General features: G+C 62.6%; 25 protein-coding genes. 9 read left to right on the top strand and 16 right to left on the bottom strand.

Going from position 1 to position 24449, the window contains the following annotated elements:
• Nucleotides 1-29: 29 nt before the first annotated feature.
• The gene (locus tag H281_RS0115900) at nt 30-1826 is read right to left on the bottom strand and encodes a cytochrome c biogenesis protein DipZ (protein WP_020068122.1); all 1797 of its coding nucleotides are present in this window, start codon (nt 1824-1826) and stop codon (nt 30-32) included.
• Nucleotides 1827-2174: 348 nt separating this feature from the next.
• Between H281_RS0115900 and H281_RS0115895 the strand changes: the two genes are divergently transcribed.
• Together H281_RS0115895 and H281_RS0115890 are read left to right on the top strand one after the other, a co-directional pair.
• Nucleotides 2175-2726, top strand: coding sequence for a thioredoxin family protein (locus H281_RS0115895; RefSeq protein WP_020068121.1), 552 nt, complete (start codon nt 2175-2177; stop codon nt 2724-2726).
• Between the two features lie 93 nt (nt 2727-2819).
• Nucleotides 2820-3734, top strand: coding sequence for a LysR substrate-binding domain-containing protein (locus H281_RS0115890; RefSeq protein ID WP_020068120.1), 915 nt, complete (start codon nt 2820-2822; stop codon nt 3732-3734).
• 9 nt (nt 3735-3743) lie between these two features.
• Here the strand turns inward: H281_RS0115890 and H281_RS0115885 are convergent, their stop codons facing one another.
• Both H281_RS0115885 and H281_RS0115880 read right to left on the bottom strand, forming a co-directional pair.
• Nucleotides 3744-3998: a tautomerase family protein gene (locus tag H281_RS0115885; RefSeq protein WP_027777491.1), complete on the bottom strand. Its 255-nt coding sequence runs from the start codon at nt 3996-3998 to the stop codon at nt 3744-3746.
• 58 nt (nt 3999-4056) lie between these two features.
• Entirely contained in the window at nt 4057-4767 is a 711-nt protein-coding gene (locus tag H281_RS0115880; protein ID WP_020068118.1) for an SDR family NAD(P)-dependent oxidoreductase, read from the bottom strand.
• 395 nt (nt 4768-5162) lie between these two features.
• Here H281_RS0115880 and H281_RS0115875 point away from each other — a divergent pair, with 395 nt between their 5' ends.
• Nucleotides 5163-6101, top strand: coding sequence for a YihY/virulence factor BrkB family protein (locus H281_RS0115875; RefSeq protein ID WP_020068117.1), 939 nt, complete (start codon nt 5163-5165; stop codon nt 6099-6101).
• A gap of 113 nt (nt 6102-6214) precedes the next feature.
• Here the strand turns inward: H281_RS0115875 and H281_RS0115870 are convergent, their stop codons facing one another.
• The 9 genes from H281_RS0115870 to H281_RS0115825 all read right to left on the bottom strand — a co-directional run bounded on the left by H281_RS0115870 (nt 6215) and on the right by H281_RS0115825 (nt 14770).
• Nucleotides 6215-7093, bottom strand: coding sequence for an ABC transporter permease (locus H281_RS0115870; RefSeq protein WP_020068116.1), 879 nt, complete (start codon nt 7091-7093; stop codon nt 6215-6217).
• Entirely contained in the window at nt 7090-7929 is an 840-nt protein-coding gene (locus H281_RS0115865) for an ABC transporter ATP-binding protein (RefSeq protein WP_020068115.1), read from the bottom strand. Before H281_RS0115865 ends, H281_RS0115870 begins: the two co-directional genes overlap by 4 nt.
• An 84-nt stretch (nt 7930-8013) precedes the next feature.
• Nucleotides 8014-9066, bottom strand: coding sequence for an ABC transporter substrate-binding protein (locus H281_RS0115860; RefSeq protein WP_020068114.1), 1053 nt, complete (start codon nt 9064-9066; stop codon nt 8014-8016).
• Nucleotides 9067-9151: 85 nt separating this feature from the next.
• The gene (locus H281_RS0115855; protein ID WP_027804644.1) at nt 9152-10060 is read right to left on the bottom strand and encodes a TauD/TfdA dioxygenase family protein; all 909 of its coding nucleotides are present in this window, start codon (nt 10058-10060) and stop codon (nt 9152-9154) included.
• Between the two features lie 175 nt (nt 10061-10235).
• Nucleotides 10236-10814 carry a c-type cytochrome gene (locus H281_RS0115850; protein ID WP_020068112.1) on the bottom strand — a complete coding sequence of 193 codons (579 nt, stop codon included), beginning with the start codon at nt 10812-10814 and terminating at the stop codon, nt 10236-10238.
• On the bottom strand, nt 10807-12084 hold the full coding sequence (gene soxC / locus H281_RS0115845) for a sulfite dehydrogenase (RefSeq protein ID WP_020068111.1): 1278 nt from the start codon (nt 12082-12084) through the stop codon (nt 10807-10809). Before soxC ends, H281_RS0115850 begins: the two co-directional genes overlap by 8 nt.
• A 107-nt stretch (nt 12085-12191) precedes the next feature.
• Nucleotides 12192-13535, bottom strand: coding sequence for an ATP-binding protein (locus H281_RS0115840; protein ID WP_020068110.1), 1344 nt, complete (start codon nt 13533-13535; stop codon nt 12192-12194).
• A complete protein-coding gene (locus H281_RS0115835; protein ID WP_020068109.1) occupies nt 13532-14272 on the bottom strand; it encodes a response regulator in 741 nt (246 codons plus the stop codon). Before H281_RS0115835 ends, H281_RS0115840 begins: the two co-directional genes overlap by 4 nt.
• Nucleotides 14273-14398: 126 nt before the next feature.
• Nucleotides 14399-14770 (bottom strand): GFA family protein, encoded by a 372-nt coding sequence (locus H281_RS0115825; protein ID WP_020068107.1) that lies wholly within the window; start codon nt 14768-14770, stop codon nt 14399-14401.
• A 447-nt stretch (nt 14771-15217) separates the two neighbouring features.
• Between H281_RS0115825 and H281_RS0115820 the strand changes: the two genes are divergently transcribed.
• The 4 genes from H281_RS0115820 to H281_RS0115805 all read left to right on the top strand — a co-directional run bounded on the left by H281_RS0115820 (nt 15218) and on the right by H281_RS0115805 (nt 18335).
• Nucleotides 15218-15445, top strand: coding sequence for a DUF4148 domain-containing protein (locus H281_RS0115820; protein WP_020068106.1), 228 nt, complete (start codon nt 15218-15220; stop codon nt 15443-15445).
• A gap of 53 nt (nt 15446-15498) precedes the next feature.
• A complete protein-coding gene (locus H281_RS0115815) occupies nt 15499-15915 on the top strand; it encodes an organic hydroperoxide resistance protein (protein ID WP_020068105.1) in 417 nt (138 codons plus the stop codon).
• Nucleotides 15916-16038: 123 nt separating this feature from the next.
• Nucleotides 16039-16965 (top strand): LysR family transcriptional regulator, encoded by a 927-nt coding sequence (locus tag H281_RS0115810; protein WP_020068104.1) that lies wholly within the window; start codon nt 16039-16041, stop codon nt 16963-16965.
• A gap of 107 nt (nt 16966-17072) precedes the next feature.
• Nucleotides 17073-18335 (top strand): MFS transporter, encoded by a 1263-nt coding sequence (locus tag H281_RS0115805; protein ID WP_020068103.1) that lies wholly within the window; start codon nt 17073-17075, stop codon nt 18333-18335.
• Nucleotides 18336-18423: 88 nt separating this feature from the next.
• Here H281_RS0115805 and H281_RS0115800 read toward each other — a convergent pair whose 3' ends face one another.
• The 4 genes from H281_RS0115800 to H281_RS0115785 form a co-directional block, all read right to left on the bottom strand.
• Nucleotides 18424-18762 (bottom strand): DUF190 domain-containing protein, encoded by a 339-nt coding sequence (locus tag H281_RS0115800; protein WP_020068102.1) that lies wholly within the window; start codon nt 18760-18762, stop codon nt 18424-18426.
• 32 nt (nt 18763-18794) lie between these two features.
• The gene (locus H281_RS0115795; protein WP_020068101.1) at nt 18795-19592 is read right to left on the bottom strand and encodes a protein-L-isoaspartate(D-aspartate) O-methyltransferase; all 798 of its coding nucleotides are present in this window, start codon (nt 19590-19592) and stop codon (nt 18795-18797) included.
• Nucleotides 19593-19763: 171 nt separating this feature from the next.
• Nucleotides 19764-20210: an SRPBCC family protein gene (locus tag H281_RS0115790; protein WP_027804642.1), complete on the bottom strand. Its 447-nt coding sequence runs from the start codon at nt 20208-20210 to the stop codon at nt 19764-19766.
• A 186-nt stretch (nt 20211-20396) separates the two neighbouring features.
• Nucleotides 20397-20705, bottom strand: a complete 309-nt coding sequence (locus H281_RS0115785; RefSeq protein ID WP_020068099.1) for a hypothetical protein — start codon at nt 20703-20705, stop codon at nt 20397-20399.
• A 345-nt stretch (nt 20706-21050) separates the two neighbouring features.
• Here H281_RS0115785 and H281_RS34690 point away from each other — a divergent pair, with 345 nt between their 5' ends.
• Together H281_RS34690 and H281_RS0115775 are read left to right on the top strand one after the other, a co-directional pair.
• Nucleotides 21051-21272: a type II toxin-antitoxin system ParD family antitoxin gene (locus H281_RS34690; protein WP_020068098.1), complete on the top strand. Its 222-nt coding sequence runs from the start codon at nt 21051-21053 to the stop codon at nt 21270-21272.
• Between the two features lie 14 nt (nt 21273-21286).
• A complete protein-coding gene (locus H281_RS0115775; protein ID WP_020068097.1) occupies nt 21287-24427 on the top strand; it encodes a CheR family methyltransferase in 3141 nt (1046 codons plus the stop codon).
• Nucleotides 24428-24449: the final 22 nt, after the last annotated feature.

Here is a 24449-nt window from a genome sequence, read left to right as displayed (position 1 = left end):
GCCGGCTCCGCAAGCGAACTCCGGTTGTGCTAGCCGAATGTAAATGCGTACGCGCTCACCCCTGAATCGAGAAACTGGATCTCGAACGTTCGGTCCTGAACCGGCCCACTTTGCCGCACGAGCTGATAAAGCCGCTCTTCATTGACAACGCCGACGCCGTTCGCGTCCGTGTCCGCGCCATGCGAAGCGCCCGGCGGTTTGCCGTCGATGGTGACTTTGAACCTCACCGGCTTGCCGTCCGCCATCGGCCCCAGCACAAGATGCAGGTCGCGCGCGTGGAACCGGTAGGCGATCTTTCCACCGCTTTTGGCCAATTGCGCGCGCTCGCCGCCGACATTCCACTCGCCGTCGAGGCTCCAGCTTCCGGAAGGCAGTCGTGCGGGCGACGTGTAAGTGCGAAGCACGTCTGGCGCGAGCGTTTCCGGCGACGCAAAACCTTCCGCCTGCCGATAACCGACGTAAGTCTCGCCCGAGCGCAAATCCCGCGGGTCGGCGGCAGCTTCGATTCCCGTCGCCTTCGCCGCACCCGCCGGCGCCGGCAGCTTCGTATGGCCCGCGTCCGCCAGCAATTGACGGATGACTTCTTCCGACTGCTCGTACCCGCCCTCTCCGAAATGGTGATAGCGGATGTCGCCGTGCGCATCGACGATATAAAAGGCCGGCCAATACTGATTGTCGAACGCCTGCCACACGGCGAGCTTGTTATCGATCGCGATCGGATAATCGACACCCAGATCCGCCGCGGCTCGCTTCACGTTCGCAATGTTGTGTTCGAACGCGAATTCCGGTGCGTGCACACCGATGACCACGAGCCCCTGATCGCGATAACGGCTCGACCACGTCTTCAGATACGGCAACGTACGCAGACAGTTGATGCACGAATACGTCCAGAAATTGACGATCACCACTTTGCCGCGCAGATCGGCCGTGTTCAGCGGTGGCGAATTCAGCCAGTCGACCGCGCCCGACAGCGACGGCATTGCGCCTTCCACGGGCAGCGCAAGCGGCGCGGCAACACGCATCGGATTAGATACTTCGCTGCCCTCAGCGCTCGCGCTGACCTTCAGCAACGCGCCGTGGTCCGGGCGCTGCGCACTCGCCCTGGGGGACCAGCGCTGAACCAGTTTTCCTTCGATGCCGGTGGTATTCAGCGAAGGCACATAGGCCAACGCGCGCGTATCCACGCCGAGTGCAATTGCCCCAGCGGAAACGAGCACCGCCACGCCGAGCACCTGGCGCACGCGCTCGCTCACTCCGTACGAGCGCTTGAGCGTGGTGAGCAGCCGCCCGCCGATTGCGAGGACGATGGCAAGCGAAGTCGCCGCGCCCGCTGCGAACGCGAGCAACGGCAAGACACTCGCTCCGCCTGGCCGATGCAGAATTACGCCGGTCATCACGAGACCGAGAATCGGGCCTGCGCACGGAGCCCACAGCAGCCCGGTTGCGACGCCAAGCAGCACCGACGACACCACGCGCGGTTCGCCGCCGTCGCGGCGCAATGCGCCGTCGAGACGATTGCCGGCACTGACGAGCGGATGCGTGAGCCGCTCGGCCAGCGTCGGGAACAGCAGCGCAGCGCCGAATACGCCAAAGAACGCGAGCGCGATCCACCGGCCGTATTCGTTGACGTGTGCGACCCAGGTGCCGCCGGCCACGGCGAGACTCGCGACGGCCGCGAACGTCAGCGCCATGCCGGCCAGCAGCGGCAACCCGTGCCGGACGAATGACTGATCGACGCGCGCAAACACGAGGGGCACGACCGGGAGAATGCACGGACTGAGAATGGTGAGCATGCCGCCGGCAAAGGCGAGAAGTATGAGCAGCATAACGATGTCCTTTCGTTCAATGAGTTCGTCGGCCAGGTCAGCAGACCAGGGCGGAACGCTTACATGCATTGAACTACCGGCACGTATCGGGCTTGTGTCGGTGCATGCGGCGAAGTGCAAGCTCATGTATCGGCGGCTGCCTGGATACAGTGCGACACAAAAGTCGTTGGGCCTCGCGGGACGGGCGTGACTTTGTATCTCAGCGTATCGGGCGGCAGTGCTGACACAAAACATTGCGCACGAGCTTGGGCAGCGACACATGCCAGATACGTCGGCGGCGCCCAATGACGTCATGTCTACCGATCAACCCTTGTGCGCAACCCGCGTCTTCTAAAAGGACATTCGATCATGCACGCCCGACTCAAAACGATCGCCACTGCCGGCTCATTTATCGCGCTTGCGCTGCTTGCCAGTCTGCTTGCGACGCGCGGCAGCGCGCTTACCGCCGCTGAACGCAATCCGCCGGCCGCGCCCCAGATAACCGGCATCGACAAGTGGCTCAACAGCCCGCCGCTCACACTGCCGCAACTGCGCGGCAAGGTCGTGCTGGTCGACTTCTGGACGTATTCATGTATCAACTGCGTCAACACGCTGCCGTACGTGAAGAGCTGGTACAAGCAATACGGCAATCAGGGACTGGAAGTGATCGGCGTTCACACTCCGGAATACCCGTTCGAACGCGACGCCGGGCACGTGAGCGCGGCACTCAAGAAGTTCGACATTCAATATCCGGTGGCGCTCGACAACCAGTACGCGACGTGGAACGCCTTCAATAACCAGTACTGGCCCGCGCTGTATCTGTTCGACAAGACAGGTCACGTCGTCTACAGCCACTTCGGCGAAGGCGATTATGCACAGACGGAGGCAAAGATTCGCGAGTTGCTGGCGCAACCGGGTTGACGTCATGCGGCGCCGCCGCATTCCGGTATTGACGACGCCAGGTCCGCCTGCCAGCATGCGTCAATCTTAACCAACCAGGCTTGGCGACGGCCCATGCGAGCACCCAATCATCTGAATGCACTGCGCGCTTTCGAGGCGGTCGGCCGGCATCTGAGTTATGTCGCCGCTGCGGAAGAACTGCACGTGACGCCCGCCGCGATCGGCCAGATGATTCGCGGGCTGGAGGAAACGTTGGAGATCGAGCTGTTTCATCGCTCGACGTCGGGCGCGTCGCGGCTCATGCTGACCGACGCGGCCCGCGCGGCCATGCCCGAACTGCAGGCGGGTTTTGAATTGCTCGCGACGGCTGTAGAGCGTTTGAAGGCCAGCAAGGAGCGCATCACGGTGACGGTCACCGTGCCGCCAGCTCTCGCCGACAAGTGGTTCCTGCATCGCGTGGAACGATTTCAGCGCAACTATCCGCGCTACGATCTGCGTATCGACCTGTCGCTCAAACTCGTCGACTTCACCGCCGACAGAGTGGATGCCGGCATTCGCTACGGCACCGGCCAGTGGCCGGAGCTTACCGCGACGTTCCTGATGCGCGACGAGTTCTTCCCGGTGTGCAGCCCCGCGCTACTCGCGGGTGAACATCCGCTTAAGACACCCGCCGATCTGAATTACCACCCGTTGATACACGACATATCGATGCGCATGGCTCCCACCTTCCCCACCTGGCGTTCCTGGGTGCAGAAGACGGGTAACGCGGGCGTTGTCGATTGCGACCGCGGGCTGCAAATCAACGACTCGGCCGCAGCTATCCACACCGCAATCTCAGGCAACGGCGTGGCACTCGGCAGAACCTGTCTGGTGGAACGCGACATCGCGGAGGGCCGTCTCGTCCGGCCATTTCCGGAAGCGCAGACTTGCGAACTCGCCTACTACGTGGTCCACCGAAAGGACAACGGCAACGAGCCCGCGGTGGTCGCATTCAAGGAGTGGCTTCTTGCAGAAGCAAGCGCGCGGTAGCCGCGCGGCTCAATCGGTCTTGCCGCTCTCGCCGCTTTTCAGCGCTTTCTGCTTGCGGTATTCCTGAACCGGCAAGCCGCCCCAACCCCAGTTTTCCATGTCCACTTCTTCGATCACGACGAACGTCGCTTCGAGCGGCTTGTTCAGCACGTCGAGCAACACGTGGCTGACACCGCTGATCAAGCGCGCTTTCTCGTCGGCGGTGACCGACGATGCGCCAGGCTTCGTTCCCTCGCGCGTAACCTGAATCGTGACGATAGGCATGTCGTCCTCCATGGTAAAGCGGGCGCCGCCAATCGGCGCCCGGTGGTTTTCGATGGGTTTAGTGACCGGCGCTCTGGCCGCCGTCCACGTGCAGGATTTCGCCCGTCACGAACGGCGCCGCGTCGAGATACAGCACGGCCTGAACGATGTCGTCCATTTCGCCCATGTGGCCGACCGGGTGCAGCGCACCAAGCGCCGCGTGCGTTTCGACCGCATGCATCGGCGATTTGATGATGCCCGGCGACACCGCATTGGCACGAATCCCCGCTTTTGCATATTCAATGGCGATCGACTTCGTCGCTGAGTTCAGGCCGCCTTTCGTCAACGATGCAAGCACCGACGGTACGCCGCTGACAGCGTGATCCGTGAGGCTCGTCGTAATGGTAACGATGTGCCCGCTTTGGTGCTTTTCCATTTCGGCAATGGCGAGTTGGGTAATGTTGAAAAAGCCGTCGAGGTTCACGCCTTTCACCAATGCGTAGTCTTCTGCGGTATAGCTGGTGAAAGGCTTCGCGAGGAAGACGCCCGCGTTGTTGACGAGCGTATCGATCCGGCCGAAACGGGCGACACCTTCTGCGATCACGCGCCGCGCGGTGGCCGGGTCGGCGATGTCGCCGGCGACCGTGGCGATGTTCGGGTCGTCGAACGGGGTAATGCCGCGCGCCGTAGCGACCACGCGATAACCGCGTTGACGGAAAGCCTTAACCAATTCGGCACCGATGCCTTGCGATGCGCCCGTCACCACTGCGACTTTTTCCGACGTATTCATGTTGTGCTCCAAAGTATTTAGATTCAGATATGAGAGCGCGCTGCCTGGCGTGCTGCCTGGCCGGGTGCCGCTTGCTGAGCGGGTTTTGCAGTGCGCCCTCGGTGACTGAACTATCGGCTTTGAGCGGCCATTGGACAAACGAGAAGATCTGCTGCGGCGGAAAAGAAAAACTACGGCGGCCGCGCGCGCTTCGATGAGGCGCTAGTCGGCATCGGACAGCGTAGAGGGGCAAGCCACGGTTGCCGGGGTCGATACCGACGCTGACAGCCTCGGCTCGCGTAGCGGGCAGGCACAAGGGATGCGCAGTGCAATCCAGCGCTGCGGTCCGCCGGGCGGGCTTAGCCGCCGGTTAACCGGAGCCGCGGAGCGTCATCAAGTTCAATGGCGAGGCGTATATGAACAAGATCTCATCCCGCGCAGCGGTGTCGAAAAACCACGGATGGTTGCGTAACGCATTTACTGTCGGCGTCAACGCAGGCAAGCGTTTCATGTCGGACCGCTGCCCGATGATGGCCGCCAGCGTCGGCTTCTATTCGGCTTTCTCGCTGGCGCCCACGCTCCTCATGGTGCTCGCGGTCGCCGGCTGGTTCTTCGGTGAAGATGCGGCACGCGGACGTCTGTTCGATCAGATGCGTGGCATTCTCGGCAAAGACGCGGCCGAGGCGATGCAGACCATCGTCGAGCACGCGCATCGGGCGAGCGGCGGGGGCATCGCCGCAGTGGTGTCCCTCGTGCTGCTGATCGTCGGCGCATCCGCGACTTTCACTTCATTGAACACCGCGCTCGATGTCGTCCTCGAAGCTGCGAAAGACGCCAAAAGCAAGGGCAGCATCACCTGGCTCGTGCGGACCCGGCTGGTGTCGGTCGGCATGGTGCTTGGCCTCGGCTTTCTGCTCGTCGTATCCCTCGTGCTCGACACCGCGATCACGTATGCAGGCCATGCGATTTTCGGCGATTCGCCATTGGTCGTCGTCACCGCGATCCTGCAAACGGTAATCGGACTTATCGTGCTGGGCGCCGCATTCACCGCGCTTCTCAGATGGATGTCGGACGCGCACGTGGGTTTCATGCACGCCGCGATTGGCGGGATGACAGCAGCAGTTCTGTTCTCGGTAGGCCGACACCTCTTCGGCCTTTACCTCACGCATGCGGGCACAGCCAGTTCTTTCGGTGCAGCGGGCTCGCTCGCGGTGTTGATGATGTGGCTTTACTTCTCCGCAGCGGTGTTTCTGTTCGGCGCGGAAACGACGGCCGAACTCGCAGGACGCAACGAAGTGAAGGACGAAGAGAAAGACCGGCCGTTGTCGGTGGGTGCGGCACGTTCGCGCGGGTGATGGTGCGTTGCGTCAGTACTTTACTGCGCCGCTGCGTTGGTGCGCGGATCGGTTGTGCAGCGAAGCGCATGGCGGCGTGCGTGCCGTTCGCCCAGCGGCCGCAGCGCCCATAACTACTGCTGCACCCCCCAGCGCCTCACCGTAACCCGCTCCAGCGTATCGAACACCAAATGCTCGACCAGCAGTCCGATCACGATCACCGCGGCGAGCCCCGCGAAAACGCGGTCCGTGTACAACTCGTTGCGGTTCTGAAAGATGTACCAGCCGAGTCCGCCGTTGCCCGAACTCGCGCCGAACACGAGTTCTGCCGCGATCAGCGTGCGCCAGGCAAATGCCCAGCCCACACGCAAGCCCGCGAGAATCGAAGGCAATGCGGCCGGCACCAGAATCAGCAATACGTGGCGCATTCCCGTCAGCCCATAGTTGCGTCCGGTCATGCGCAGCGTGGCGGGCACCGATTGAAAGCCGGAATACGTGTTGAGCGCCAGCGGCCACAGCACCGAGTGCACGAGCACGAACAACAGGCTGCCCGTGCCGAGACCGAACCATAACAACGCAATCGGCAACAGCGCGATGGAAGGCAAGGGATTGAACATCGCCGTCAGCATCGACAGTAAATCGCGCCCCACACGTGTGGACACCGCAAGCGATGTCAGCACGAACGCTAGCGCCGCGCCCAGCAGATAACCGCGCAGCAGTACCGACATCGACACGGCCGTCTTTTGCAACAATTCGCCGGACCACACGCCCTGCACGGAGGCGTTGAACGTCGCGCCGAACGTGGGCAGCAGCAGATCGTTGTTGACCACGCGCGCCGCAATTTCCCATGCAGCGATCAGCACTAGCGCAATCAGTGTTTTGCGCAGCCAGCTCTGCGCGAAAATGCGCCTCGTCAGCGGCAACGGCGCCTCAATGACGAGTTCGCCGAGCGGTTCCAGAGGGCGCTCGTATTCTTCGCGAACCGGCGGCAGTAATGTAGCGGGCGAACTCATTGCACGGCCTCCGTCTCGTCGAACAACAGATGATGGATACGTGCGACGCTGCGCTGGAAATCGCTGCGCCCAAAGCTGTCCTGCGAATACTGATGACTGTTCAATTCCGCACGCACGCGGCCTGGATGCGGCGACAGCAACAGAATGCGGTTGCCCACCACGAGCGCCTCTTCGATTGAATGCGTGACGAAGAGCAGCGTGAAATTCACTTCTTCCCACAGGCGCAGCAGTTCCTCCTGCATCCTGCGACGCGTCAATGCGTCGAGTGCGGCGAATGGTTCGTCCATCAGCAGCACGCGCGGCTGCATGGCGAGTGCCCGCGCGATGGCCACGCGCTGCTTCATTCCGCCCGACAACGTATGCGGATAAGCGTTCGCAAACGCAGCGAGGCCGACTTTCTCCAGATAATGCAGAGCACGCTCATTGGCCTCCGCGCGAGAAAGCTTCTTCGCAACGCGCAGCGGAAAGGCTACGTTTTGCAGCACTGTCTTCCACGGCGGCAACTGGTCGAACTCCTGGAACACGACAATGCGGTCGGCGCCTGGGCCGCGCACAATCTGACCGTCGAGCGAAATGGTGCCCGACGCCGGCTCGATGAAACCGCCCACCGCCTTGAGCAGCGTCGACTTGCCGCAACCGGACGGTCCGAGCAGCACGAAGCGGTCGCCGCCGAAGACGTCGAAGCTGACGTCGTGCGTCGCGCGGACAATGCGCTCGCGCGTCCGGTATTCCAGGCTGACGTTCTCCACCGCGAGCAGCTTTTCGCTGACGGCGGGCCCGCTGCGCGCCGTGCGCTCGGTGTTGTCCGGAAAGAGAAGCGTAGGATTAGCCACCATCAGATCGCTCCCGAGATATGGATTGCGCGGAACCGTCAGGCACTCGCTGCATTCCGTCGATGTTAAAAACGCGGCGCGTCATGCTCAACTGCCGGCGGCCGTTGCGGGGTCGTCGAAGAAATAGTCTTTCCACGACTTCGGTTCGTTTTTGATCGCACCCACGCGATACATGAATTGCGCGAGCCCCAATGTGTTTTGCGGCGCAATCTTGAACTCCACCTGCGGATTTCTGATGATCTTCAGCAGCAGCGCACGGTCGATTTTCGATTTGTTCGTGCGCACATAAATGTCGGCCGCAGCTTCCGGATTGGCGGCGATGAACCTGGACGCGTCGGCCAGTGCATCGACAAAAGCGCGGTAAGTCTTTGGATTGCCGTCGCGGAATTTTTCCGTCGCGTAGAGCACCGTTGCCGAACTTGGGCCGCCGAGCACATCGTACGAATTCAACACAATATGCGCCTTCGGGTTCGCTGCGAGTTCCTGATCCTGAAACGGCGGATTGCCGAAATGCCCGCTGATCTCGGTGCCGCCCGCAATGATCGCCGCCGCCGCATCAGGATGCGGCAGTGCCTGTGTGTATTTGTCGAGGCGGTTGTATTCCTTGTCGCCCCACCGCTTCGCCGCGGCATATTGCAACACGCGCGACTGCACCGACACATTCACTGCGGGAACGGCGATGCGGTCTTTAGCGCTGAAATCGGCAATGCTCCTGACGTCCGGATTGTTACTCACCAGGTAGTACGGCAGATTGCCGAGCGAAGCCACGCCCTTCACATTCTGCTTGCCATGCGTGCGGTCCCAGATAGTCAGCAACGGACCCACACCGGCGCCTGCAATGTCCACCGCGCCCGACAGCAATGCGTCATTGACGGCTGCCCCGCCGGAGAGTTGCACCCAATCCACTTTGATATCGAGACCTTGCTTGCGGCCTTCCTTCTCGATGAACTGCTGATCGCGCGCAACGTTTAAGAGCAGATAGACAATGCCGAATTGCTCGGCGATACGGATCTGCCCTTCGGCTCGCGCAGACGCGGCAGCGCTCATGCCGGCCGCGCCGACAGAGACGGCGATCAACGTGGCAGCGAAACGGCGGGCAAGCAACGACCGCGCGGCGGTCGAATGAAACCTGGCAAACATCGGAACTCCGGTCGGCGAGAGGTGTGAATTGTTTGAGTTGTCTGAGATGTCAGCTATAGCGCCACGCTCGGCGCACGAGGCGTAATCAGAACGGCACATCGCCTTCAATCGTCGTGCGATAAAGCTTGCGGCGCAGATGGTCAGGCGTGCCCGCCGCAAGGTGCATCAAAGAGCGGTTGTCCCAGAACACCATGTCGTGCTCGGCCCAGCGGTGCCGGTACACATGCTCGGCACGCACGCTATGCGTGAAGATTTCATCGAGTAATTGCCTGCTTTCGTCTTCCGGCAAACCGATCACGCGCGTCGTGAAATGTTCGCTCACGAACAGCGCCTTGCGCCCGGTCTCAGGGTGCGTGCGCACAATTGGATGGACCACCGGCTTTACCTGCGCGATCTGCTCCGCAGAGAGATTCGGCCGCCACGGGCTGCGCTTTTGCAACTCGGCGTATTTCGCGAGATAGGTGTGCTCGGCGGAGCGGCCCTCCACCGCGCTGCGCAGATGCGCGGGCAATGTGTCCCACGCAAGGTGCATGTTGGCGAACAGCGTGTCGCCGCCTTCGGCCGGCAATTCCTGCGCGTGCAACAATGAGCCGAGGCTCGGTTTTTCCTTATACGACAGGTCCGAATGCCAGTAGTGACCCGCATCGCCAAGGCCGATTGGCTGCCCGTTTTCGACGATATTCGATACCACCAGAACTTCGGGATAGCCAGGCAACTGGAACTGGTGCAGCACGTGAATTTGCAACGGACCAAAGCGGCGGCTAAATGCGATCTGCTCGTCCGGCGTGATGCGCTGATCGCGGAACACCAGCACATGATGGTCGAGATGCGCGCGGTGAATGCGCGCGAAGTTTTGCGGGCTGAGCGGCTTGCTGAGATCGAGCCCGAGCACTTCGGCCCCGACGGGGCCGTCGAAAGCGCGAATCTCGATGTGCTGATCGGCGATGGCGCCGCCGGCGTCGTGCGCGGCGGTGGGAGCAAAGGCTGTCGTCACGGGAAACTCTTCGTCGTATCTGTTCGCGGAGCGCCGTTCCGGCGCAGTCAGATGAATGTACCGGCGCACACGCGCGAGGACAACGAAGCAAATCCGATACGGATATCTGCTGGAGTGATAAACCCGATGTTTCAACGCGCGAGCGCCGCGCGCGAGCCTTTGTTTGCGCGGTGCGTCACAGTCGTCCGGGACGCGGATCGGACACGAAACCGTCGCGATTGGGCATGGCGACACGCGGCAGCGACGCTGCGTCCAGCCGCGTATCGGCGGGAACGATGCCGTTTTGGTTCAGCAGGAAAGCGCTGAGCGCATAGACCTCGTCGGCGTAAAGGGATTGGGGCGCGTTGTAGGGCATCGCGCGGCGGATATAGTCGAAGAGTGTCGTTGCATACGGCCAGTAGCTGCCGACGGTGCGCTTGGGCTTTGCGCTCGACAATGTGCCCTGGCCGCCCACCAGCGGATCGCCGAGACCGCCTTCGCCGTGCGCACCGTGGCACGCCGCACATTTCGCGGCGAACACATGCGCGCCGGTCGCAACATCGCCGCTGCCCGCTGGCAGGCCGCGGCCGTCGGGCGCCACGTCGATGTTCCATGCGGCGATAGCCTGCTCCGTGAGCGGCGCGCCGATATCGTGCGGCACGCTTACATTGCGGGCATCGGGAGCAACCGTTGAACATGCAACGAGCGCCATGATCGACACCAGCGCGACGCACGCTGAACGGACGGAACTACCGGTTGAACGGCGCTCACGCATTGCGCACCTCGCCGCTGGCATCGACGCGCCATTGCTGGATCGCGTTGTAGTGGTACTGCGAATTCAGGCCGCGCGCGGCGACCAGTTCCGCACGCGTGGGTTGCACGTAGCCCGTGGAATCGGTGGCACGAGAAACAATCGCGGACGGCGCGCCGTCCCAGCGCCAATCCGCTTCGAAACGCGTCAGCGCGCGATCGCGTGCGGCGCTCTCCAGACGCGCAAGCCGCCAGGACGCGCCGCCATCGGTCGACACTTCGACCTTGCAAATGGTGCCGCGCCCCGACCACGCAATGCCGCTGATCGGGTAATAACCATGCGTGGTGAGGCGATGCCCCGGCGACGGCCGGGTAATGACAGACTTCGCGTCCATTTCGAACACGAACTGGCGCGCGCTGCCGTCGGCCAGCAGATTCGTGTATTTGGACGTCTCCTCGCGCGTTTGCAGCGGCGCGTCGACCACTTTCAGCCGCCGCAGCCATTTAACGTTCGTATTGCCTTCGAATCCGGGAACGATCAGCCGCAGCGGATAGCCGTTCTCCGGTCGCAAGCGCTCGCCGTTTTGCGCGTAGACCACAAGCGCGCGATCGAGTATGCGATGGAGCGGCAGGCTGCGGGTCATCGCGGCGGCGTCCGCGCCTTCAGCGAGCAGCCATGGGCCGTCTTTGGTCTTGCCTTGCGTCGACACGCCGCCTACCTCTTCCAGCAACGTGGAAAGACGCACGCCCGTCCATTCGCAACACGACAACAGGCCGTGAGTCAGTTGTACGGGCAGACCGCTCGGACCGTTCCACTCGCTGCCGGTGTTGCCCGAACATTCGAGAAAGTGGATTCGCGACTCCGCAGGCAGGCGCAGCAGATCGTCCATTGTGAACAGTTTCGGCGTGCGCACGAGGCCATGAATCGCGAGGCGGTGCTGATCTGGATTGATGTCGGGCACGCCGCCATGATGACGTTCGTAGACGAGCCCGTTTGGCGTAATGGTGCCGAAAAGATCGGCGAGCGGCGTCATCGACGAGGCCGCGCCGGGCAGCGGCCATGCGCGTGCGCTGCGGCGCACCACATCGGCCTCGCGCGGCGACGGCACGCCATAGGGATGATCGAGTACGGGCGCGCCGGGCGTGCGGCTAGACGGTGCGACTTCGAGCGGCCGCAGCAGCTCGCCAGCGGCCGCAGCTTGCGACGCGACCAGGCCGCCTGCGGCGAGACGGCCCAGCAGCCGGCGGCGGCTACGCGATGGCGGCAGATCGGGCGACGTTTTGCTTGGGGTCATTGCGGCAGCGGCGCTTCATGAAGAAGTCGACGATGCTAGCAATGCACGCCGCCGCGGCCAAACGATCAATCGTGATATGCATTGCAGCGAACACTGCCGTGGCCGCTCTACGCCACCGCGGCAGGCGACGCCATCACCAGGTTGCGCAACGTGAGCCTCGCTTCCAAGCCGCCGCCGGCACGATTATGGAGTCCGAGCGTTGCATCCATGGCAAGCGCCAGTTGCCGCGCGATTGCGAGGCCAAGCCCGGTTCCGCCGGTCTGACGGTTACGCGACGCTTCCAGCCGATAGAACGGCTGGAACACATCTTCGAGCGAATCGGCCGGAATGCCAGGGCCGCGGTCGAGCACGGCAACGCTCGCCTGTCCACCGGGCAACATCGTCACGTCGATCTCCGCGCTGCCGCCGAACTTCAGAGCGTTATCCACCAGATTGCCGACGATACGCCGCAGCGCCTGTGGGCGCGTCATGAGCGGCATGCCGAAGCGGCCCTGCAAGGACACCGCCTGACCGGCGTCGACATAATCGCAAACCAGACTGTCGAATAGTGCATCCGGGTCGATACGGCACGGCAATTCCGTTGCGCCGTGCAAGGTGCGCGCATAGGTGACGCCCTCTTTCACGAGCGCTTCCATTTCCTGCAAATCCTGGCGCAGTTTGATGCCTTCAGATTCAGCGTCCATCATGTCGACGCGCAAACGCATGCGCGTAATCGGCGTTTGCAGATCGTGCGAAATGGCCGCGAGAATCTGCATGCGCTCGGTGACGTACATCGCGATGCGTTCCTGCATCGCATTGAATGCACGCGCCGCGCGGGCGACCTCGGACGGCCCGCTTTCGCTCAGACGCGCAGCCTTGAGATCCGGGCCGAGCGCGTCGGCGGCGACGGCCAGATCGTGCAGCGGGCGGGTGGCCGTGCGCACAGCCAGCCAGCAGCAGCCAAGCAGCACGACGAGTTGCAGCAGCAGCACGAGCGGCAGCCAGCGCGATAACGGCGCGCCGGACATAGGGCGCATGTCGATGGTGAGCGGCGTGCCGTCGGTGAGCTTCAAGTGAACCTGCAGCCGTTCACGGTCGCCCGGGACCGCATTCACCGTGAGCGGATAATTCGTGCCTATGCCTTCGTCGATAGACCGTGCGACACGCGCCGACAGATTGGCGTCCACCGGTCCACCGCTCACGCCCGGCCCGAGCATGAATTCGTAGCTGCGCCGCGCGAGACGCGGCAGCCACTGTGCACGTTCGTTAGCGGGCAGATGGTCGAGCAGCGCGACGGAACTCGCGACTTCACGCTCGATGTAGCCCATCATCACGTTCGTCATGGTCTGGTCGCGTTCGGTCATGGTGAGCCAGAACGACAACGCCTGCGCAGAGGCGAGCCCAAAGAACAGGATCACCGTCAACCTTGCGAAGAGCGTGCGCGGCCAGTGCAGCGACGAAATAAGGCTCATTGCTGATCCTCGATCGCACTGACGGACGCCGAGAACACATAGCCCTCGCTGCGCAGCGTCTTGATGTAACGCGGTTCGCGCGCGACGTCGCGCAAGCGCTGACGCAGGCGGCTCACCATCAGGTCGATCGAGCGGTCGAACTGATCCGCCTGACGGCCTTGCGTCAGATTGAGCAACTGGTCGCGCGTCAACACGCGCTGTGGATTATCCAGAAACACGCGCAGCAGACGGTATTCGGCGCCGCTTAGCGCGACCATCGTGCCTTCCGAGTCGAGCAGATGACGCGCCGTGGTGTCGAGCCGCCAGTCGCCGAATTCCAGCATTTGCGCAGTTTCCGTTACCTGCATGCCGGGCGGCAGCATGCGCGCGCGGCGCAGCACGGCGCGAATGCGCGCGAGCAGTTCGCGCACGGCAAACGGCTTCGGCAGATAGTCGTCGGCGCCCATTTCCAGACCCAGTATGCGGTCCGCTTCCTCGTTGCGCGCTGTCAGCATCAGCACGGGCACCGTGCGGAACTTGCTCGCGCGCAACTCGCGGCACAGGACGAGGCCGTCTTCGCCGGGCATCATCAGATCGAGCACGATCAGGTCCGGCGCGCCTTGATCCAGCACGGCGCGCATCTGTCGTCCGTTGGCGGCAAGCGAAACCCGCATGCCGTTCTTTTCCAGGTAGCCGGCGATCAGTTCGCGGATTCCGCGATCGTCGTCGACGATCAGTACGTGGTCGATCGTGTCCATCAATGGATCATCTCTTTTGACGTTTCACCTGCACCCGGCTCGCACACAGCATTGAACACTGCACCGGATGCGCCCATTCCGCAGCCATGCCGCCCGCGATAAACGCGATGATTGCCAGCAGCCGCCTCATGCGTCCTCCACGACGGAAAGACTGGCGCCGTCGGAAAGACCGGCATCCAGCGTATACGGATCGACGCCTTCCAGGCAACCGATATTGACGCGCCAGAGCTTCGGATCCTTGCGCGTTTGATGAAACGGATAAATACCGCAGTGCTTGCAGAAGAAATGCTTCGCCACGCGCGTGTTGAACTGGTACAGCGTCAGCGCATCCTCGCCTTGCTTGATCGTCAGCTGGTCAGCCGTGAACGGCGGGGTCATCAGCGCGCCCTTGCGCCGGCACAAGCTGCAATTGCAGCGCGCCGCGGGTGCGACAGGCGTGTTCACTTCGAATTTGACGGCCCCGCAGTGGCAGCTTCCTTTCAGCAAATGGGTGTTCATGCGGACTCTCCTGATAGTGCAATGTCTGCTTTATAGCGCGCGGAGAGCGGCGATTTATGTCGCAATGTATCCGGGCTGGCGCCTGACACATAACATTGCACCAAGGCCCGTGGCGGCCCCGCGGCGTCGCGGTTCGGTCAGACAAAAAGCTCATCCACGGGGGCATCCGCGAACAGGTCAGAGAGCCGGGAAATCGCCAGATGCGTCATGCGCTAAATCTCACTGCACGGGCGGCGGCTTTGTATCGCAGTGTATATGCGGCTTTACGCGATACACAGCATTGCAATACGCCGCTTTGCTGACACAAGCCAGATACCCGCCGCCGTTCTAATGCCTCAACGACGGAACACGGGCAGCGCTCCTGACGCAATCTTGCCGGCATTACCGGAACTGCGGCGCGCTCCTGGTCCACGGACGCTTTTTACTTTATCTCTTACGGAGCACGACATGAAAGTATCTACGATCGCTGTGGCTTTGGCCCTTTCCGCCACCACTCTTTCCGCTTTTGCCGCCAATCCCACGGTTGCGATGAGCAATGTGGACGCGCAGCAAACGCACCAATGGGCGCCGACGCAAACTGCGGCGAAAAGCCGTGCCGAAGTGCGTCAGGAACTGGCTCGCGCGACGAAAAGCGGTGAGATCGCTTCACTGAACAAGCTTTATCAGGGTAGCTAAGCGTCAGACTCGAGATCAACCTGTTCCCACCACCTATTAAGCGAACTTCAATCATGAACTCATCAACCAAGGTGCTGTACACCGGCAAAACGCATACCACCGGCGGACGCGATGGTGCATCGCGCAGTTCGGACGGCAGACTCGACGTCAAGCTCGGCTCGCCCGGCGCGTCGGCGACCGGCACGAATCCGGAGCAGATGCTGGCTGCCGGATGGTCCGCATGCTTCATCGGCGCAATGGGGCTCGCCGCGAAGAAGCTGCAAGTCGCACTGCCGGCAGACACCGCCGTCGACGCTGAAATCGATCTGGCGATGAACGACAGCGGCTATTTCCTGCAAGCGCGGCTGAACGTCAGCCTGCCCGGAATCGACCGCGAGACCGCGCAAGCGCTCACCGATGCCGCACATCAAACGTGTCCGTATTCGAAGGCGACTCGCGGCAATATCGACGTGGTAATCGCGATCGTTTGAGACCGCCCGCAATAACGTAGCGTCGCGACGCCGTCACTTTTACGGGTGCGGCGTCGCTATTTTTGCGCGGTCGTGAAGCGATAATGCTTGCACCATCACCTGGTCGAGCATGAGGGAATCGCCATGGACCGAATCGACGCGATGAAAGTTTTCATCGCCGCGCTGGACGAAGGCAGTCTTGCGGGCGCGGCCCGCAGGCTAGGCCGCTCGCCCGCGGCCGTGAGCCGTGCGATTGCGTTCCTCGAAGCACATACGGACACGGCGCTGCTTCATCGTACGACGCGCAGCATCAAGCTCAGCGAAGCGGGCAAGCGTTATGCGTCCGCCTGCCGGCGCATCCTGACCGACCTCGAAGAAGCGGACATGCTCGTCGCGCACGAACGCTCGGCGCCGCGCGGTCTGCTGACGGTGACCGCGCCCGTCGCCGCGGGCGAAGAGTTGCTGCGGCCAATCGTCGACGAATTCATCGAACGCTTTCCCGCCGTATCGATCCGGTTGCAATTGCTCGACCGGCCGGTGAGCCTGATCGACGAAGGAATCGACGTGGCGCTGCGCATCGCGCATCTTGCCGATTCGACGCTCGTCGCGGTCCCCGTGGGTGAAGTCAGGCGCGTCGTGGCTGCTTCGCCCAGGTACCTCGCAAAGCATCCGCGCATCAAGGTCCCCGCCGATCTCGCACAGCACCAGATTATTTCAATGACGCACTTCGGCGTGGACTCATGGACCTTTCCCACGTCGAGCGGCTCGCCGATACCGCAGGTCGTTCAGTTTACGCCGCGCTTCATCGTCAATACGATTCGTGCGGCCGTCGCGTCGGCGGCGGCCGGTCACGGCGTCACGCGGATGTTCCTGTATCACGTCGCCGAGGAAGTCAAAAAGGGATCGCTGAAAATCGTTTTGCCCAACAGCGAACAGGCGCCGCTGCCGGTTCATCTGCTCACACCGCATGGGCGGCTTTCGGTTCCCAAGGTGCGTGCATTCGTCGACTTTGCCGCGCCACGTCTGCGCAAGCACTTCAAGGTACTCGGCAGTATCACCGGCCCGGATTAAACCGTTCGGCGGCAGAATATCTTCCGGGTGCCGTGGATTCTCGCGCGATGCGATGCAATCTAGACTGACTGGACTCACACAGGTCGGATCATCGCGCAGAGGACGACATGAACCAGACAGCCAGCTCCCCATTCTCTTCCGGACTGCAGTCCGCGCGGCCAGGTTATGCCGAACGCAACGAAAACTACTGGCGGCGCAATCTGGTTGTCTGCGTGTTCGGATCGTTCACCACGCTCGTGAGCTTGAGCATGTTGCTGCCGTTCCTGCCGGTGTATGTGCAGCAACTCGGCGTGTCATCGCAGTCGGCAATCATCGAATGGTCGGGCATCGCATTCGGCGCGACGTTCCTCGGCACCGCCGTTACCGCGCCGCTGTGGGGGCGGCTTGCCGACCGCTATGGTCGCAAGCCCATGCTGGTCCGCGCGGCTGTAGGCATGGCCGTGGTCATGTCGCTGATCGGCGTCGCGCATACCGTGCATCAACTCGTCGCGCTGAGGCTGATTGCGGGACTCGTCGGCGGTTATGCGTCCGCGTCTACCGTTATGGTCGGCACTCAGGTGCCGCGCGAGCGCGCGGGCTGGGCGCTCGGCATCTTGTCGACCGGCGCGCTGGCCGGCAGTCTGATCGGCCCCTTGGTCGGCGGCGTGTTGCCTGCGTGGCTCGGCATTCGCGGCACGTTTTTCGCGGGAGGAGCCATGATCGCGGTCGCGGCCCTGCTGACCATTTTCGTCGTCAAAGAAGATTTTCATCCTGCCGACGCCGCCGCCCGCAAAGCGACCAGCGCGGCACCGCCAGCCCGTCGCACGAACTACGCGATCGTCACCGCGCTGCTCGCCACCGCGATGATGGTGCTGCTCGCCAACATGTCGATCGAACCGATCATCACCGTCTACATTGGCGGGCTCGGCGTGGCGCCCGGGAACATTACTCGTATCGCCGGTGTAGTCATGGCGTGTTCCGCGCTGGGCAGCATATTGACGGCGGCCCGGCTTGGCGCACTCGCCGACCGTATCGGCAGTTGGAACGTGATTGTCGCGTGTCTGATCGTGACCGGTATCGCGATGATTCCGCAAGCCTTCGTCACGCAATGGTGGCAACTCGCCGGCTTGCGATTGTTGATGGGTATGAGCCTCGCCGGTCTGCTGCCAGCCATCTCAAAGCTTGCAAGGCACTCCGTCGACGAAAGCAAAACCGGCCAGATGCTCGGCTATCTGCAATCCGCGCAATTCAGCGGCCAGGTGATCGGGCCGGTGATCGGCGGGCAGATCGGTGTGGCCCTGGGATTGCATTCAGTGTTCTTCGTCACGGGCAGCTTGCTGATTGCCTGCGCCGGTCTCGCGCAATGGGCGCGCAAGCAGCAACACGGCTGAATGCCAACGCGTAGCCGGACGGCTAACATTCGTTTCGACACGCTCACGAGAGCCGCATTGATCGCTGTGTCGCGATCAATGCGGCTCTTTAATTCGCGACCCCGCCGCTGTTCTCGTCGCCAACTACGCCGAATTCCACGGCTGTCTTCACGTAGAACAGATGCACGCCCTCGGCCCGCAGGCGTTCGAACAATCGGCCGGATTCTTCGGTCGTCACCGCCATCACGATGGACAACGGCTGGTCCGCCAGTTCGAAAAAGTGCGACGAGTGCACGCGGCGATGGTGGCCGATACCCTCGCTTGCCGGTATCACGGTCGCGCCGCGCAGGCCGAGTTCGCCGGCCAGATGGACGAGCCAGTCGGCAACCGGCTTGCCGCGATGACGGCGATCGTGCTGTGTGAAAAACGTGATCTGGTAACCGTTCATGTCGATGCCTCCCCGGCGCCGTGCGATACCGTTCAAGCCACTGCGAGCAAGCGATGCCGGCTGGCGTGTGCGCCGGCGCTCATCGGGCACGGACGCCGGTCGTCCGCGCCGCCTGTGCCGCCTGTGCCGCCTGGGTCCATGGTCCCGACTGTGCCGCCCGCATCGCACTGAGCCGCATCCGGTCCGGGCCACGCGTCGGCGCCTACCAGCGGCACGAAACTTACCTCGCCGAGCGAACTGCTGCGATAGTCGTCTTCGCCGCGGCGAACCAGTTTGACGAGCCGTTGATAATGCAGCTCACGGCCAACCGGCATGACGATCCGGCCGCCGATAGCCAACTGGTTGCGCCATGCAGCGGGAATATGCGGCCCCCCCGCCGCCGCAATGATCGCGTCGTACGGCGCGTGTTCCGCGAGGCCTGTCGTGGCGTCGCCAAGATGAACGGTGACGTTGGATATATTCAGCCGCGCGAGGATGTCGCGGGCCGTGGCAACGAGTTCCGCGTGTCGCTCGACCGAATAAACATGCGCGGCAATGGCCGCCGCGACGGCAGCCGCATAGCCGGAACCGGTGCCCACGTCGAGCACGATGTCGCCGGGCTGGAGTTCCGCGGCCTCGATCATCGTGGCGACAATGGCTGGCTGGGAAATGGTCTGCTCGTTGCCGATGGGCAGGGGTCTGTCTTCGTACGCCAGATCCCGAACATAATCGGGCACGAAAGCCTCGCGCGGTACAACGCGCATTGCGGCCAACACCTGCGGATCGCGAATGCCGCGCCGGACGATCTGCCGCTCGACCATCCGCTCGCGCGCCTCGTTGAAATCGGTCATCGCCACCTCCCGTCGTGAGCCGGCGCCCGCCTGGTCGTATGCCGCGTTGCAGCAGATCGCCGCTTTGCAGCACGTCGTCCGCATGCAACGAACGACACGTTACACGCGGAAGCGGGACCTGTATTCAGTCTACGCGCAGATGGCGCCGGACAAAATCGGTGGTGTCGCTGGTCAGTCGGCGATCTCGGGTTCGACCAGTTTCGCGAGTTGCATCAGCGATTCCTGCCAGCCGAGGTAGCACATTTCGACGGGAATGACCTCGGGCACGCCTTCTTGCAGAATCGAGACCTCGGTCCCGCACGACACCCGGCGGAATGTGATCGTCGCGGACATCTTGCCCGGCAGGTTGGGGTCGTCGAAGTGATCCGTGTAGCGGATCTTCTCGGACGGCACGAGTTCGAGATACTCGCCGCCAAACGAGTGGCTATTGCCGCTGCCGAAATTGCGGAACGACATCTTGTAGGTACCGCCCACGCGCCCTTCGTAATGGTGGACCTGACAAGTAAAGCCATACGGAGGCAGCCATTTCGCCAGTGCGTCCGGTTCGAGGAACGCTCGGTAGACGCGTTCCGCAGGCGCGCGCAATACACGGTGGAGTCGGATGGTTCCAGTAGTCATGGTCAGCCTTTCAGTTGAGAAGTTGGACACACCGATACGACGATCCGACTACTGGGAAATCGACATGACTCGATAAACAACATGCAGCGGGCCCGCTGCAAGCCTGGCGCGCAACCAATCGTCGGACCACCGGCCGAGGTGGTGAATTGCGGTAGCCGACGAAGTGCAGCGAAAGCCGACCGCGCGCTAGATGCGCGGCAGGTCGTCAATGCATTTTTCGATGTGGCCGTCCGGAACGTCGGTGTCGATCCCGTCGTGCCCGCTGGTATGCGCGACGGCCACGATTTTCGGCCCGAGAAAGCGCGTGCCGCCGAGCGTAAAGAGAGACCAGACGGCGTCGCCGCGACGGATAGCGGCCACGACCTGAGGCACCTCGACAATCGAAGTGGGAGACAGCCAGCTACGTGTTGCCGGATCGACAGCCGCCCAGCGCACGTGCGTGATGCGGTCGGTCGAAGGGTCGATACGCACAGCGTCGATACCGAAAGTAGCCATGACATTTACCCCCACGCACACAGGCGAAGACCATCGCACCATCATCGTCCAACGCGGTGACCGACGCAAGCGGCAGCGCGCCGACCTCCCCGTACGCCGGATATCGACGCATCACCCGCAAGCCGGCGGATTTGCGCCCGTCTGCCGGCAGGTAAGCAGCACTCGCCGGTTCAAGCCGGTTCGGGCCATATCCGGTTGCCCGGCTATCCACCCGGCGCAGCGGGAACGGTCGTTGCGTGACCAGCTGCATGACCGATCCCAAGGCGGCTCCCAAAGCGGCAAATGCGCCGGTCGTGGCATCGAAAGGGTAAGATTGAGTGATCCCACCAGTCACGAAAGGCTCACGTGCTCAGCAAGCATGCATCCAATGTCAGCTTGGCGGAGCATCTGGCTTCGTTCGTACGGAAAGAAATCAATAAAGGCCGCTACGGCACCGTCAGTGAAGTCGAGGGTGTCGGTTTGTGCTTGCTGAACGAGGACGTTGCACGTCGTGCAGTGTCCGGCGGCGGCAACGGCGCGGTGCGCACAACGCATATCGAGCGCACCCACGGCCGTAGCGAGGCATGAACCAAGGAGAAACAATGGCGCCAGCCACCGACTTCCCCATTGTCGGCGTGGGAGCCTCTGCTGGCGCAGTAGAGGCCCTGGAAGGCTTTTTTCGCGGACTGCCTCAAAAGCCGGGTCTCGCCTGCGTGATCGTCACGCACCTGAGCCCGGACCGCGAAAGCATGCTGCCTGAGATCGTGGCGCGCTTTACCGATATGCCGGTGCACGCCATCACCGACGGCATGCGAATCCAGACCGACAACGTCTACCTGCTGCCTAGCGATGCTGTCGTAAGCGTGGCAAATCGAACGCTCCATGTTCAGGAACAGGACAGGAGCCGGCGTGAGCGCAAACCCATCGACATTTTCCTCAGCACGCTTGCTGCCGACGTCGGCGAACTCTCTGCCGGCGTGATCCTTTCCGGCGCTGACACAGACGGCACACTGGGGATCAAGGCGATCAAGGAACGCGGCGGACTTACCCTTGCCCAGGCTAGCGACGGCTACGGTCCGCACCATGCGGACATGCCCAGAAGCGCTATCGCGACAGGCCTTGTCGATTTCGCGGTGCCTGCCGAACAAATGGGCGGCAAGCTCGTCAACTTCGCAGCGGGTGCCTTCATGCTCGACGGGCTCGATACGCTCGACGAACGTGCTGCAGGCCCGTCCGGCGAAGGCGACGCCAGCGACTTCAACGAAGCCCGCAACGCGATCTACGCGATCCTGCGCAATCAGGTGGGGCACGACTTCAGCGGCTATAAGATCAAGACGTTCTTGCGTCGCGTACAGCGGCGCATGCAGGTGCTCGAAATCGAGACTCCGGACGCCTATGTCGCGCGACTCACCGCGGACCCGGAAGAAGTCGCGGCGCTTTTTCGCGACCTGCTGATCAACGTCACCAGTTTCTTCCGCGATGCCCCGGCTTTCGAGACACTTGCCGACACGGTGCTTCCAAAGTTGCTCGACGGACGCGGCGCCGAGGATACCGTGCGCGTGTGGGTGCCAGGCTGTGCGACCGGCGAGGAAGTCTATTCGATCGCCATGCTTCTGCGCGAGCAGATGGAGGGCCGCACCGCCGCGCCGCAAGTGCAGATTTTCGCGACCGACATTGACGACGGCGCGCTCGGCGTCGCGCGCGCGGCACGCTATCCGCTTCCGCTGCTCGAAGGTGTCTCTGAAGAGCGGCGGCGTCGCTTCTTCGTTGAAGACGGCAGCAGCTACGTGCTTTCAAAGGAAGTGCGGGACATGTGTATTTTCTCGCCGCACAGCGTGATTCGCGACCCGCCTTTTTCGCGCATCGATCTGGTCTCGTGCCGCAACCTACTGATCTACTTCGGCAGTGAAATCCAGAACCAGGTGATCCCGACGTTCCACTACGCGTTGCGTCCGGACGGTTATCTGTTTCTGGGCACGTCGGAGAACGTCAGCCAGTTCGACGAACTCTTTACGCCCGTCGACAAGAAGCACCGGATTTTCCGGCGCAGGGCCGACGTCGCGCCGCAACTTCGTTTGCCCCTCACCATATCCGCGCTGAGGATCGGGCAGATTGCTTCACTCACGCCCACGCGTCCTTCGCTGGGTAGCGCGGGGCTCCGGCACGTGGTGGACAACCACATGCTCGAGCGGTTCACGCCGCCGCACGTGCTGGTCACGCGCGAGGGCGACGTCGTGTATTACTCGGGCCGCACGGGCAAGTACCTGGAGCCGGCCCCCGGCGTGCCGACGCGGCAACTGTTCGCCTTGGCGCGCAAGGGACTGAGCCTCGATCTGCGTTCGGTGTTCCGCGAAGCTGTCGAATCGGGCCGCACGGTTACGCGCGCAGGCGTGGTGGTCGAGGGCGAAGGCGGTCGCGTGCAGATCATCAGCCTGACCGTTGAACCGCTGAGCGAGCAGGTGCACGGCGAGCACATGTATATCGTTGTCTTCGAGGACCAGGGCCCGGGGCTCGCGCGCGAGGAGGCGCTTGCGCGCGCTCAGTCCATGCATGACGGCACGGCCGTGCAGTTCGAAAAGGAGTTGCGCGACACGCGCGAACGCCTGCAATCGATGATCGAAGAGTATGAAACGGCGCTGGAGGAACTCAAATCGTCGAACGAGGAACTCGTATCGGTCAACGAGGAACTGCAGTCGTCGAACGAAGAGCTGGAGGCGTCGAAGGAAGAACTGGTTTCGCTCAACGAGGAGCTGCACACCGTCAATCTCGAACTGAACGGCAAGATCGACGCGCTCGACCGCTCCAACAGCGACCTGCAGAACCTATTCGAAAGCACCTCGGTTGCGACCGTTTTTCTCGACCGCAATCTGGTCATTCGCTCGTTTACGCCGGCAATGGGCGGCATCTTTCATATTCGCCCCATTGACCGGGGGCGCCCTATCACGGAACTCGTCAGCCATCTCGATCTGCCCGGACTGGAACTCGATATCGAAGCTGTCTTCACTACGAACCAGCCGAGAGAGCGCCAGGTCAGCGGGAAAGACGGCCTTTCGCATTTTCTCGTGCGCCTCGCCCCCTATCGCAACGGCGACCGGCAAACCGACGGTGTGGTTATCGCCTTCGTCGAGATAACGGGCATGGTGCACGCGGAAGAACGTCAGGAGGTTCTGATTGCGGAGCTGCAGCACCGCACGCGTAATCTGCTGGCGGTCATCCAGTCAATCGCGCAACAAACGCTCGCAGGCGATTCGTCACTCGACACGTTCACGAGCCGCCTTGCGGCGCTTGGGCGTCTACAGGGGCTAATCGGCGACGCAAACGGTAATCTGATCGATCTGCGGGAGATCGTGCGCCTCGAACTGGATGCGCTCGGTGTGGCCGACAGCGAGCGCATCGAACTGCGCGGGCCCGTCGTGCCGCTGGGTTTTCGGAACGTGCAAACAATTGCACTGGTGCTGCATGAACTGGCAACCAATGCGGTGAAGTACGGCGCACTCAAGGACAAAGAGGCGCGGCTCGCGGTGCGCTGGCGCGTCGAAACGGAACTGCCGGGCGCTGCGTCGCTGGTGTTCGACTGGATCGAAAGCGGCTTGCGTGTCGCTCCGGACAGCACGCGGACCGGCTTCGGCCGGCAATTGATCGAAAAGGCGCTGCAGTTCACTCTCGGCGCAAAGACGGCGCTCCTGTTCAATGCGGACGGCGTCTCGTGTCATATCGAAATACCGATGCCTGCGGTTCATTAGCGGCAGCGGTCAAAAGGGGTTG

The sequence above is a fragment of the Paraburkholderia caledonica genome (assembly GCF_000383275.1).
Lineage (GTDB): Bacteria > Pseudomonadota > Gammaproteobacteria > Burkholderiales > Burkholderiaceae > Paraburkholderia > Paraburkholderia caledonica.
The sequence above is the reverse complement of the archived record's forward strand: the minus strand, read 5'-3'. Positions and strand labels throughout refer to the sequence as shown.

What these genes read in the sequence shown, in the direction of transcription:
- H281_RS0115900 (WP_020068122.1), bottom strand. Translation starts at nt 1,826, where the DNA reads ATGCTGCTCATACTTCTCGCCTTTGCCGGCGGCATGCTCACCATTCTC.
- H281_RS0115895 (WP_020068121.1), top strand. Translation starts at nt 2,175, where the DNA reads ATGCACGCCCGACTCAAAACGATCGCCACTGCCGGCTCATTTATCGCG.
- H281_RS0115890 (WP_020068120.1), top strand. Translation starts at nt 2,820, where the DNA reads ATGCGAGCACCCAATCATCTGAATGCACTGCGCGCTTTCGAGGCGGTC.
- H281_RS0115885 (WP_027777491.1), bottom strand. Translation starts at nt 3,998, where the DNA reads ATGCCTATCGTCACGATTCAGGTTACGCGCGAGGGAACGAAGCCTGGC.
- H281_RS0115880 (WP_020068118.1), bottom strand. Translation starts at nt 4,767, where the DNA reads ATGAATACGTCGGAAAAAGTCGCAGTGGTGACGGGCGCATCGCAAGGC.
- H281_RS0115875 (WP_020068117.1), top strand. Translation starts at nt 5,163, where the DNA reads ATGAACAAGATCTCATCCCGCGCAGCGGTGTCGAAAAACCACGGATGG.
- H281_RS0115870 (WP_020068116.1), bottom strand. Translation starts at nt 7,093, where the DNA reads ATGAGTTCGCCCGCTACATTACTGCCGCCGGTTCGCGAAGAATACGAG.
- H281_RS0115865 (WP_020068115.1), bottom strand. Translation starts at nt 7,929, where the DNA reads ATGGTGGCTAATCCTACGCTTCTCTTTCCGGACAACACCGAGCGCACG.
- H281_RS0115860 (WP_020068114.1), bottom strand. Translation starts at nt 9,066, where the DNA reads ATGTTTGCCAGGTTTCATTCGACCGCCGCGCGGTCGTTGCTTGCCCGC.
- H281_RS0115850 (WP_020068112.1), bottom strand. Translation starts at nt 10,814, where the DNA reads ATGCGTGAGCGCCGTTCAACCGGTAGTTCCGTCCGTTCAGCGTGCGTC.
- soxC (WP_020068111.1), bottom strand. Translation starts at nt 12,084, where the DNA reads ATGACCCCAAGCAAAACGTCGCCCGATCTGCCGCCATCGCGTAGCCGC.
- H281_RS0115840 (WP_020068110.1), bottom strand. Translation starts at nt 13,535, where the DNA reads ATGAGCCTTATTTCGTCGCTGCACTGGCCGCGCACGCTCTTCGCAAGG.
- H281_RS0115835 (WP_020068109.1), bottom strand. Translation starts at nt 14,272, where the DNA reads ATGGACACGATCGACCACGTACTGATCGTCGACGACGATCGCGGAATC.
- H281_RS0115825 (WP_020068107.1), bottom strand. Translation starts at nt 14,770, where the DNA reads ATGAACACCCATTTGCTGAAAGGAAGCTGCCACTGCGGGGCCGTCAAA.
- H281_RS0115820 (WP_020068106.1), top strand. Translation starts at nt 15,218, where the DNA reads ATGAAAGTATCTACGATCGCTGTGGCTTTGGCCCTTTCCGCCACCACT.
- H281_RS0115815 (WP_020068105.1), top strand. Translation starts at nt 15,499, where the DNA reads ATGAACTCATCAACCAAGGTGCTGTACACCGGCAAAACGCATACCACC.
- H281_RS0115810 (WP_020068104.1), top strand. Translation starts at nt 16,039, where the DNA reads ATGGACCGAATCGACGCGATGAAAGTTTTCATCGCCGCGCTGGACGAA.
- H281_RS0115805 (WP_020068103.1), top strand. Translation starts at nt 17,073, where the DNA reads ATGAACCAGACAGCCAGCTCCCCATTCTCTTCCGGACTGCAGTCCGCG.
- H281_RS0115800 (WP_020068102.1), bottom strand. Translation starts at nt 18,762, where the DNA reads ATGAACGGTTACCAGATCACGTTTTTCACACAGCACGATCGCCGTCAT.
- H281_RS0115795 (WP_020068101.1), bottom strand. Translation starts at nt 19,592, where the DNA reads ATGACCGATTTCAACGAGGCGCGCGAGCGGATGGTCGAGCGGCAGATC.
- H281_RS0115790 (WP_027804642.1), bottom strand. Translation starts at nt 20,210, where the DNA reads ATGACTACTGGAACCATCCGACTCCACCGTGTATTGCGCGCGCCTGCG.
- H281_RS0115785 (WP_020068099.1), bottom strand. Translation starts at nt 20,705, where the DNA reads ATGGCTACTTTCGGTATCGACGCTGTGCGTATCGACCCTTCGACCGAC.
- H281_RS0115775 (WP_020068097.1), top strand. Translation starts at nt 21,287, where the DNA reads ATGGCGCCAGCCACCGACTTCCCCATTGTCGGCGTGGGAGCCTCTGCT.